8 protein-coding genes are annotated in these 10,468 nt (G+C 38.9%); 4 read left to right on the top strand and 4 right to left on the bottom strand.

From position 1 onward, the window contains the following. Positions 1-138 precede the first annotated feature (138 nt). Positions 139-1,059: a sugar phosphate isomerase/epimerase family protein gene (locus tag BM015_RS16950; RefSeq protein ID WP_090661343.1), complete on the bottom strand. Its 921-nt coding sequence runs from the start codon at positions 1,057-1,059 to the stop codon at positions 139-141. 104 nt (positions 1,060-1,163) lie between these two features. Between BM015_RS16950 and hisB the strand changes: the two genes are divergently transcribed. Beyond that, positions 1,164-1,739, top strand: coding sequence for a histidinol-phosphatase (hisB, locus tag BM015_RS16945; protein ID WP_090661341.1), 576 nt, complete (start codon positions 1,164-1,166; stop codon positions 1,737-1,739). A gap of 76 nt (positions 1,740-1,815) precedes the next feature. Here hisB and BM015_RS16940 read toward each other — a convergent pair whose 3' ends face one another. Next, complete coding sequence (locus BM015_RS16940; RefSeq protein WP_245751468.1) at positions 1,816-2,880, bottom strand: RluA family pseudouridine synthase; 1,065 nt, start codon at positions 2,878-2,880, stop codon at positions 1,816-1,818. A gap of 21 nt (positions 2,881-2,901) precedes the next feature. Between BM015_RS16940 and lipB the strand changes: the two genes are divergently transcribed. Together lipB and BM015_RS16930 are read left to right on the top strand one after the other, a co-directional pair. Then, positions 2,902-3,603, top strand: a complete 702-nt coding sequence (gene lipB, locus BM015_RS16935) for a lipoyl(octanoyl) transferase LipB (protein ID WP_090661338.1) — start codon at positions 2,902-2,904, stop codon at positions 3,601-3,603. A 133-nt stretch (positions 3,604-3,736) separates the two neighbouring features. Beyond that, positions 3,737-4,486: a hypothetical protein gene (locus tag BM015_RS16930; protein WP_143075907.1), complete on the top strand. Its 750-nt coding sequence runs from the start codon at positions 3,737-3,739 to the stop codon at positions 4,484-4,486. A gap of 156 nt (positions 4,487-4,642) precedes the next feature. On the opposite strand, the gene BM015_RS16925 is transcribed toward BM015_RS16930, so the two are convergent. Together BM015_RS16925 and BM015_RS16920 are read right to left on the bottom strand one after the other, a co-directional pair. Beyond that, the gene (locus BM015_RS16925; RefSeq protein ID WP_090661332.1) at positions 4,643-6,673 is read right to left on the bottom strand and encodes a DUF5689 domain-containing protein; all 2,031 of its coding nucleotides are present in this window, start codon (positions 6,671-6,673) and stop codon (positions 4,643-4,645) included. Between the two features lie 19 nt (positions 6,674-6,692). Continuing rightward, on the bottom strand, positions 6,693-9,272 hold the full coding sequence (locus BM015_RS16920; RefSeq protein ID WP_143075906.1) for a TonB-dependent receptor: 2,580 nt from the start codon (positions 9,270-9,272) through the stop codon (positions 6,693-6,695). A gap of 107 nt (positions 9,273-9,379) precedes the next feature. Between BM015_RS16920 and BM015_RS16915 the strand changes: the two genes are divergently transcribed. Continuing rightward, the gene (locus BM015_RS16915) at positions 9,380-10,420 is read left to right on the top strand and encodes an endonuclease/exonuclease/phosphatase family protein (protein ID WP_090661326.1); all 1,041 of its coding nucleotides are present in this window, start codon (positions 9,380-9,382) and stop codon (positions 10,418-10,420) included. Positions 10,421-10,468 lie beyond the last annotated feature (48 nt).

Here is a 10,468-nt window from a genome sequence, read left to right as displayed (position 1 = left end):
GCTTTGGAAGTCAATTTTGGTAGCTGCGAAGGTAATGCAATTAGTTAAAAAACAGGTTCACATAACAGTCAAATAACAGGTTCTATAAACACAAAGCGCTCCTCAATTGAGCGCTTTGTAAAAATATATAAGCTGAATTTAATATCCCCATTTCTTCATCATAACCAGGTCTTCCTTCACTGCATCAAGCGGCGCCTGGCCCTGGTAAGATTCCTGTTCTATAATGAAATGTTTGGTGCCGCTATGTTTTTTGCCATAGTCAAGAATTTCCCTCACATTCAAAACGCCTTTACCAAGCACGGCGCTTTCATAAGGTTCACCGCCCATTTCACCTTTGGCTGCTTTTATCTCATCTTTTACGTGCATGGACTGAAAGCGGCCCGGATATTTTTTCATGATCTCAATAGCCCTGCCGCCATTGCCATACATATTGCCAATATCTATCTGCTGGATCACCAGGTTCGGATTGGTGTTTTTAATGATGAAATCATATAAATTCTCATCGCCCACTTTTGTAACAATTTCGAAATCGTGGTTATGATAACCAAACTTCATATTGTATTTGGTGCATAGTTCCCCGCTCTTGTTAAATATATCCATCATCTTTTTAAGCTTGTCCATATCTGTTCTCAAGGCTTCATCAAGCCAGGGGCTTATTACGTATTGCTGGCCAAGGGTTGCTGCATCTTCTACGGTTTGTTTCCAAACATCGGTAAAATCATTTTTTGCATCATCCCAATGTGCTGCTGTCATAACTGTGTGGCCGCTGCGCATTTTCAAACCGAGATCATCTAAAAGCTTTTTAAATTCCGGCGCCGTGTATCCATAAAACTTCCTGTTCCTGTAATTGGCATGTTCTACATATTCATAGCCCATGGCGGCCAATTGTTTTAAAGTGCCCGACGGGTCTTTGCCCATATCATCCCTTACAGAATATAACTGAACGCCTGTAATATGATCGGCCGCAAAAGCCGATGCGAAAGATTTGGTTTTTGCCAATGAAAATGCTGCCATTGTAAAAGTGCTTTGCTTTATAAAATTCCTTCTTGAATTGTTCATGGTAATTTCGTTAGATGATAAGATTTTTAAAAATAAGCAATGTTTTTATATGCAGGTAAGATTTGTATTTCTGTGATTCTTCAACTTAAAGTATTATTGCAGCCATGGCAAAGAAACTTTTATTTATCGACCGCGATGGTACATTAATTATTGAACCCAAAGGGGGCAATATTGATAGCTGGGATAAACTCCAGTTTTTTCCGTATGTATTTAAATATCTTAACCTGATTGCAACTGAACTGGATTATGAGCTGGTAGTTGTAAGCAACCAGGATGGTTTGGGCACGGAATCATTTCCATACAGCCATTTTCAGCCGATACAGGATTTTATAATGAAGAGTTTTGAAAATGAAGGCATTAATTTCAGTGCAACATATTTTGATCCGTCTTTCAAGCATGAGAAATCGCCAAACCGCAAACCGCGCATTGGTTTAATAAAGCATTACTTAGACGATCCTAATTATGATGTGCCTAATTCTTTTGTTATCGGCGACAGGATAACCGATGTTCAGTTGGCAAAAAATATGGGTTGCAAGTGTCTTTGGATACATCGTAACGAAGGCCTCGGCATGAAGGAAATAACCGATTCTGTTGAGGTATTGCGTGAAACAGCACTGGCGCTTGAAACTACTAACTGGAAAGATATTTATGAATATTTGAAGGGGCTGAATGAAAAATAGCTGAGGGTTTTTAAAGCCTTTTTCAATAGTAATGGCCGGCAATAAACTGTTGTTTTATGATGTTAGTTTTTGCCGGTTAATTTTTGTTTGTATAATTCCTCCACTTCTCAATCAGCAGCCGCATATCATCCGGCAGGGGCGCTTCAAAAAATAACTCTTTATTTGTTTTGGGATGAATGAAGCCGAGCGTGGCTGCATGTAAGGCTACACGAGGGCAAACTTCAAAACAGTTTTCAACGAATTGTTTATACTTCGTATAAATCGTTCCTTTCAAAATCTTATCGCCGCCATATTCCCGGTCGTTAAATAAAGTGTGGCCGATATGTTTCATGTGCACGCGTATCTGGTGTGTGCGGCCTGTTTCAAGCCTGCATTCAACTTCCGTTACATAATTAAACCGTTCAATCACTTTATAATGTGTAATGGCATGTTTGCCGTGATCGCCTTCAGGGTAAGCGTCAAACATTTTGCGATGCCGCAAATGCCGGCCTACATGCGCCACAACTGTTCCTTCATCGCTTTCTACATTGCCCCAAACCACAGCAGTGTATTTTCTTGAAACCGTATGGTTAAAAAACTGTTTGGCAAGATGCGCTGCAGCTTGTGCTGTTTTAGCAAGCACAATAAGGCCGGTAGTGTTTTTATCTATTCTATGAACGAGGCCATATCTTGGTAAATCATCTTCTGTTATGCCTGGCTTTTGCTGCAGCAAATAATAAGCAATGCCATTTAATAAAGTGCCGGTATAATTACCAACGCCCGGATGAACAACCATATTAGGCGGCTTGTTTAATACCATCACATCATCATCTTCATACACAATATTTAAAGGAATATTTTCCGCTTTTACTTCTGTATGATCGGGGTTTACCAGGCTCATTAAAAGAATATTATCGCCTGGTTTTACTTTATAATTGCTTTTTACAGCTTTGCCGTTAACAGTTAAGAATGCAGCATCAATTGCCTGCTGCACTTTATTACGGCTGGCATTTTCAACACGCTGCTGCACCCATCTGTCAATGCGCAAAGGTTCCTGGCCGGCATCCACTTTAAACGTTTTACGCTCATATAATTCTTCTGCGGGCTCTTCTTTTATAACCTCTTCATCATTGTTCATGGCTGCAAAAATAAGTTGCTTCATCACTTATCGTAATTTTGCGGCATGCATGAAATTATTTTGCAGGATTTAGGCCGCCGCGCTTATAAAGAAACCTGGGATTACCAGGAAGAATTGCTTCAGCAAAAAATAAAGGCAAAGCAGGAAAATTTAAACCAGCCTGATTATTTGCTGTTCGTTGAACATAATCCTGTTTATACACTTGGTAAAAATGGAAAAGAAAAAAACCTGCTCATCAATGAGCAGATGCTTGCATCAAAGGGCATTGAATATTTTCATATAAACAGGGGCGGTGACATTACTTTTCACGGGCCGGAGCAACTCGTTGGCTATCCTGTTTTAGACCTCGATAATTATAAAACTGATCTTGGCTGGTATTTGCGCAGCCTTGAAGAAGTGATTATTTTAACCATTGGTGAATATGGCCTGAAAGGAGAGAGGAGCAAAGGCGAAACGGGCGTTTGGCTTGATGCAGCCATCAAAGGAAAGGAAAGAAAAATTTGCGCAATGGGCATTCGCTGCAGCCGTTGGATAACTATGCATGGTTTTGCTTTAAACGTAAATGTGGATCTTAATTACTTTAATTTTATTACACCTTGCGGCATACAGGATAAGCAGGTAACCTCCATGCAAAAAGAACTTGGATATGCCGTTGATATGAACGAAGTGAAAGAAAAGCTGGTTAAAAATTTTGAGCGGGTATTTGAGGCCCGCATTTTAACACCGGCGGCAAAACTTTCACTATAACGCCTTTTCTTTCGCAAGTTTAGCTTTTATTATTTGTTTAAGTTTTCTTAAAGAAAATAATGGTTGTGACATTGTACGAGTATGTTCGTATGTTTGATGTACGAAAAATTTCGTTAATCAAAACCACACAAATATGAAAAAGATATTCCTGCAAATTTTTAGAATACGGTTATTCGTGCTGCCTGCAACAGCTTTGCTGCTTTGTTCCTGGGAAAACCCATGCATGTATAATTATGCTAACAGAAAGATGCCTGAAACTGTTAATAAAACCGACACGCTGCCTGAAAACAATACAAAAGATTTTGATAAGGCAATAGAAGCGCTTAACGAAAACATGGCAAAGCTTAACAAGCAAATGAAAGAGATAAAGATTGATGTGGATAAAGAAATTACCAGAGCGCTTTCCTCAATAGATTTTAAAGCAATGGAAAAACAGGTGAAGGAAAATATTGATAAAATTAATTGGGACAAGGTTCAGCAGGATGCCAATGTTTCCATACAAAAAGCGCGGGCACAAATTGCAAAAGTTGATTTTACTAAAATGCAGAAAGATATGCAGGCATTACAGGAAAAGTTTAAGCGTGAAGAATTTAAATCGCAGTTTAATGGCGAAAAATTACAGCAGCAAATTAATGATGCAATGGCCAATGCAAAAATCAGTATTGAAAAAGCAAAAGTAAAGCTGCAGCAAATGAAAGATTTTACTGATGCACTTGCAGGCGATGGTTTAATTGATAAAAAGAAGGGCTATAATATTGAATGGAAAGACGGCGATTTATATATCAATCATCAAAAGCAATCAAAAGATGTTTCTGATAAATACCGGAAATATGAAAGCTCCGGCAAAATAAAAATGATGCCGGATGATGCTGAATATTTTTAGCCGGCCGTCCCGCGAAGTGGTCTGGCCAGGGAACAAGGACTATGAATAAAATCTTCCAAACCATCCATCAGACCGGCTTCGCCATGCCAATGAAAACTTGCAGCATCCGCGACAACCATAAGAAAAATTATTTTTAAGCAGCTTGTTCTTATAGCTTCAATTCCATTTTATCTCCACATCATCAATACCAGTAGAAGCCCTGCTGCCGCTGCCGGTTGTGGCGCTTAGTGTAACAATACGGATCCAGACTTTGGAATTTTGATTATCTAAAGCAGTTCCAAAATTTACCGTTACAGGCGTACTGCTGAAAACTGTGCCCGTTGTTATTGATGATGGTGATGTTGTTGCAGGGATAAAAGTATTTGGATTATCTCCAATTGCATAATCAACCTGCCAGGTGGTTGTGCGGCCAACGCCATCAGCTAAAGATTGAAGTAAAAAATTTAAACTGATATTGGTTTTGCCGGTTGTATTGTTTATTTCAAATAGAAACGCGGCGCCCGGATCGAAACCAGTGGAACCGGTTTGTTTAACACCCAATGCCCGGTTGGTTGAAGCATTCTGCTCTGTTGAACTGCTTGCTGCATTTAAGCTGGTTGCGCTTGCATAATTTTTAAAGCCGGATGACGTGTTGCTCCATGAAGACTGGTTGCCACTATAAACGCCATCAGCACCAACAGATGTGGATGAAGAAGCTGTTTTTACAAATACACCCTGTGGTAATCCTGCTGCTATGTTATCGAAGTTTAAGGTAAATGGCGATGCTGTTAATTCAATACCATCGCCATTATTGTTACCGCCGCTTGTTGTTACATCAGTTGTATTGCGGATAGTAAATTCTTTGGTATTGCCGAAAAATTTGCCAAAACCAATCCAATCGTTTTCTTCCGTTGGCAAATTATCGTTGGCAAAGCTGGCAGATGAAGATGTAAATAAAGTAATACTTCCCGAAGCATCAGTTAACGTTTTGCTGCCTGAATAAGTTGTGCCGCCGCTTGCTGTTGCATTTACAATTTTGATTAAAGTGTATTCAATATCTGGCAGGTTTGAATTGAGTTGTGCAATAGAAAGCTGTTGGGGAATAACAGTTTTACCGGTAGCAACAGGATCGGGTTTTATAGTGCCCGATGCCGTTTTAATTTCAAGTGAGCCATTATAGTTTTGCAATGAATCGCCGGTTACATCCAGCACAATTGAATCGCCAATATTATACGTTATTGTTCCGCCAAAATAAACCGATATACCTGCATTGCCATCCTGCAAAACAACATTGCCATTAGCGATGTTTTTATTAACTGCATCTGATATTACAACACCTCCAATTTTATAAGCGCCCAGTTTTATATCGTGCCCTTTATACATGCTGCGAATATTTGCAATGGATGTTTGAACGGCAGGCCCGCCGTTGCAACGTGTTCCGTTAAACTGCACATCGCTTGTATCGCGTATAAGAACCTGCCTGCTTGTATTATACACCGAATAAATGCAGGTAATATTTCCATTGCCATTGGGAACGTTAATGCCCGCAAAATTTGCAAAGCCGCTGTTGCGCAGCGTAATGCTTTTATTGCTGCAATTCTTCAATATAAAATTTACGGTGTTTTTAGAAGCCGAAGTGTCAGCATACGTTTTACCGGTGTCGGCTTCACTAAATTCCATGTTCGTTAATTGTATCAGCATGTTTTGATAGCTGTCATTCAAATCGCTTACATCAATAATTTTTGGCAAGGCCGGAACATTGTTTGCACCTTTAATTATGTATTGGTTTTTCAACGGCGCTGCAATGGCATTAATATTATTGTTTCCATCTTTGCCGGAACCAATTGCAATCAGCCTGTTATCATCGTATAATATCAAACCATTTAGTTTTATAAAAACATTTCTGCCAACAGGGTAAGATGTATATAAATTGTAATCATCAATATTTATAGCAATGCCTGCAGTTGTGTCTTCAATAATTATTTGTTTATAAAAATTGCCTGATGAATCGTTGGCAATTACAATGCCTTCAATTATATCATCTGTGGTAATGCTTTCAGAACTGCCGGTTGTGTGCATGGCTTTCAATTGTGCAATAGTTAATGTTGGTTTGAGGTTCGGCGCTGCATAAGCCGGCGGCTCGTCAAATTTTTTGTTGCAGGAAATAATTGCAAATGCAATGCAGATGAGTAAGGCTGATGTTTTCATACAAGAGTTTTTGGTGATTTTAAAAACGTAAGGCGATACTTGCGAAATAATTCAATCCATAAGCGTAATAATATTTAGGCGGAAATTTATTTATGTCTGATGTTGAATAATCATAACGCAATTGTTCATAGCCGCCTGAAATAATATCCTTGTTATTGAGCATATTGCTGATGTCGGCATACATAGCCAGATACACAGGTTTCTTGTGAAAGCCTGATCCAATGTATGCATGCGGAATGCGCCATGAATAACCGGCAAATACATCAATCGTATATTGTGCATCTAATCGTTGCTGGTCAATCACTTTATAAAAAAGCTCACTCTTTGCATCGAGGTTTTCAGTGGCCAGCGCTGTTCTTCGGAGCGGGTTAAAATCAAGCCATATATAATCAAAATAATTACCGGTTAAACTTATCATCCAAAATTTAGGTGAACGGTAAGTGACAGTAAAACTATAAGCTTCTTGCGGTGTTGACGGAATGCGGTAATTGTTTGCATAAACTGTTTCTTTATTTAAGATGGTTGCCGTATTATCAACTATCGTTATAGCCTGCTGGCGGCTATTATAATAATATCTTCCAACAGCAGCGGCGCCGCTGATTGTTATATTGCGGGCAACGGTTGCTTCAAAGCCAAACTCACTTCCAAAATATAATTTATCAATATTGCTTAAAGCATAGTTTACAAAATCCTGGTATTCGTCGTGATAAAAAGTAAGTACATTAAATGCATGTTTCATTTGTGTGTAATAACCAATCAAATGGATTTTAAACCTGGGCGCATTTAAAATATAACCACCTTCCAGTGTTTGAATGGCTTCACTTCGCAAACTATCCTGTGTAAAATCCCTTGTTCGCGGCGATATGTATGCATCTTCAAAATAAGGGGCGCGGGTAAGTATTGCGCCACTTAAATACAAATAATTCCTGCCGTTTATTTTATAAGTAAGGCCACCTTTTACAGCATAATTATAGAAAAGATTAGGTGAAGATTTTCCGTAGGAATTATCAGGGAATAATCCATTCTTTACATTGCCAATTCTTCTAAAAATTGTTTGCGAACCTTCGCCGGCAATAAAAAAATCAATGTGCGGAAACCTGAAAACAAACTGGCTCCAAACTGTGGCTTTATCAATCTTTATATTATAATTATAGCCGTATTTATCACTTGCTTTTACAATGCGGTTGGGATGGTTCAAATCATTTTGATAAGCATTGTTATCTGTCGGGAATTCCCTTTGTGCAAACTGGTTTACATTAATCCAAAAACTACCGCCTAATAAATCTTTTATACGCTGGAAATAATTATTGTTGGTTGACTGGTAACTTTCACCAGCAGTGAAATCAATATGATTACTTAAACTTGAATTTAGTACGGCATTAAAAATGATGCGCCTGCTATTGGTTACTCTTTCACCTTGTATGTAATAAGAGCGGTTACCGGTTATTGTGTTGCCTTCAATGCCATTTGCATTCTTGATTGAGACAGAATTATAACGATTGACATTGTATAGGTTATCCCAATTAATTTGCCTTGCTGCTTCATTATTTTTAAGGTTATCATAAACCTGTTGTTGCTGATAAGGATCATTTTTATAATAAGAAGGCAGGTAGCGATAATAATCAGGCCGCGGGTCTGGTGTATTATACCAATCAAGCGATGAATAAGAACGTTCTCCAAAAACATAGCTCAGCGATGTAGTAAGATTGGTTTTATTGCTGATGCGAAAATCGTGTGTAAGCAGCATTACAGGCTGATTTACTTTACTGATATTGGCACTTCTTTTTTTGCCGTTTTGATAGCCCCACGACGGATTATAATAGTGCGTTCCGGCAATATCAATCATCTCCTGCGTGGAAGCGCTTTGCCTGCCGCTTTCTGCCGGAGAAGCAAAAGCTATAAAAGATAATATTTGTTTTTGGCCTAACTTTTTATCAATTGCTATAAACCAGCTGTAACCATTAAAATAAGAGCCTGGCACATAACCTTCATCTGCATAACGCCAGCTTCCGGAAACAGTAAAGGCCCAGCCTTTTTTATTTATGCCGGTGCTGTGCGTAAAAATGATGCGGTGATCATAACTTCTGTTTGATAAAGCATAACCAATACTGGTTTGTTGCCTTTGTTTACTGGCCCGCACATCAATATTGGTTGAGTTGCCAATATCGCCAAAAGCAAACGTATTATAACGAATACCAAAGTTGATGTCGCGGTTGCGGAATACGTCATTCAAACCGCCCCATAAGCCAAAAGGCGTATAACCATTGTCAAGGTTATCCATGGGAACGCCATTAATATAAGTGGCCGAATTATCTGCATTGTAGCCGCGAATGCGAAACCTTGCCACACTGAAATTAAATGTAGCTGCATTATAAAACGGGTCGCGGCCAGCGGTTAATAAAGAAGATATATTTTGTGTGCCTGCATCGCCTAGCTCATTATCATCAAGTGTGATGACGGGAATGTTATCAATAATATCATCTTTTAATTCCTGTATGGGAATTGAATCTACAGCGGGAATCGAATCTGTAATACCCTGTTGTGCAGAAACATAAAAAGGAATATTCAGGAGCGCGGCGGTTAGAAGGTTGCGTAACATAAGGTCAGATTTTGGGTTACTCAAATCTAAGATATATTTTTTCAATTTCAATACAGTTATTTAAATTGCTGTTAACGTGCGTCCTTAAAAAATCTAAACACCTTAAAATGAAAACTGTTTTATTACTGCTGATTGCAATCCTTCTTTTTAAAATTACTGATGCCCAAACCCAGCATTACAAACCTGCTGTTATAGCTTTTTATAACCTGGAAAACTTTTTTGATACTATCAATAATCCCAAAATAAATGATGAAGATTTTTTGCCGGGCGGCGTAAAGCATTATAACAGCAAAGTTTATCAGGCAAAGGTGCTGCGCCTGGCTACGGTTATCTCACAGATAGGGACAGATATCAATCCCGATGGCTTTGCTTTTATAGGCATTGCTGAAATAGAAAATGATACGGTGTTAAACGATCTTATTCATCATCCTTTATTAAAAGACCGTAATTATGGAATTGTGCATTATGATTCAAGGGATATCCGCGGCGTTGATGTTGCACTTCTTTATAATCCGAAATACTTTACTGTGCTTAACAGCAGGAAGTTGTTTGTGCCTTTGCCTGAAGGCGCCAAGACAAGCGCTTATACCCGGGATGTTTTATGGGTGAAGGGCATTTTAAATGGCGACACGGTTTATGTGTTTGTCAATCACTGGCCAAGCAGGGTGGGAGGTGAACAGCGCAGTGCGCCGGGGCGTTTTGCAGCAGCACAGGTGAACCGAAATTTTATTGATTCGATTGAAAAATATAAACCCGGCGCAAAGATTATTGTTATGGGCGATTTAAATGATGATCCAATAAATGAAAGCATTACAAAAGTATTAGGTGCAACAGGAAAAATAGCGGATGTAAAACCCGGAGGTTTATATAATCCCTGGGTTGATTTATATAAAAGAGGAATTGGTACGCTGGCTTACCAGGATGCATGGGGGTTATTTGACCAGATCATTATAAGCTATGCCTGGCTTGATAAAAACCAGCAGGGTTATTTCTTTTTTCAGCCGCATATTTTTAATAAAGAATTTATGGTTGAAAATACAGGAAAATACAAGGGCTATCCAATGCGCACGTGGGATGGTAATGTTTTTCGTGGCGGCTACAGCGATCATTTTCCTACCTATATTGTTTTGCTGAAGAAAGTGGAGTAACAGAACCTGTAGGTATCCATCGCTATAAAACAAAAAAGCAGGAAACTT

Source organism: Parafilimonas terrae, from assembly GCF_900115755.1.
Lineage (GTDB): Bacteria > Bacteroidota > Bacteroidia > Chitinophagales > Chitinophagaceae > Parafilimonas > Parafilimonas terrae.
Note: the sequence above shows the minus strand (reverse complement) of the source record. Positions and strands in the feature narration are given on the sequence as shown.

What these genes read in the sequence shown, in the direction of transcription:
- BM015_RS16950 (WP_090661343.1), bottom strand. Translation starts at nt 1,059, where the DNA reads ATGAACAATTCAAGAAGGAATTTTATAAAGCAAAGCACTTTTACAATG.
- BM015_RS16925 (WP_090661332.1), bottom strand. Translation starts at nt 6,673, where the DNA reads ATGAAAACATCAGCCTTACTCATCTGCATTGCATTTGCAATTATTTCC.
- lipB (WP_090661338.1), top strand. Translation starts at nt 2,902, where the DNA reads ATGCATGAAATTATTTTGCAGGATTTAGGCCGCCGCGCTTATAAAGAA.
- BM015_RS16930 (WP_143075907.1), top strand. Translation starts at nt 3,737, where the DNA reads ATGAAAAAGATATTCCTGCAAATTTTTAGAATACGGTTATTCGTGCTG.
- hisB (WP_090661341.1), top strand. Translation starts at nt 1,164, where the DNA reads ATGGCAAAGAAACTTTTATTTATCGACCGCGATGGTACATTAATTATT.
- BM015_RS16915 (WP_090661326.1), top strand. Translation starts at nt 9,380, where the DNA reads ATGAAAACTGTTTTATTACTGCTGATTGCAATCCTTCTTTTTAAAATT.
- BM015_RS16920 (WP_143075906.1), bottom strand. Translation starts at nt 9,272, where the DNA reads ATGTTACGCAACCTTCTAACCGCCGCGCTCCTGAATATTCCTTTTTAT.
- BM015_RS16940 (WP_245751468.1), bottom strand. Translation starts at nt 2,880, where the DNA reads ATGAAGCAACTTATTTTTGCAGCCATGAACAATGATGAAGAGGTTATA.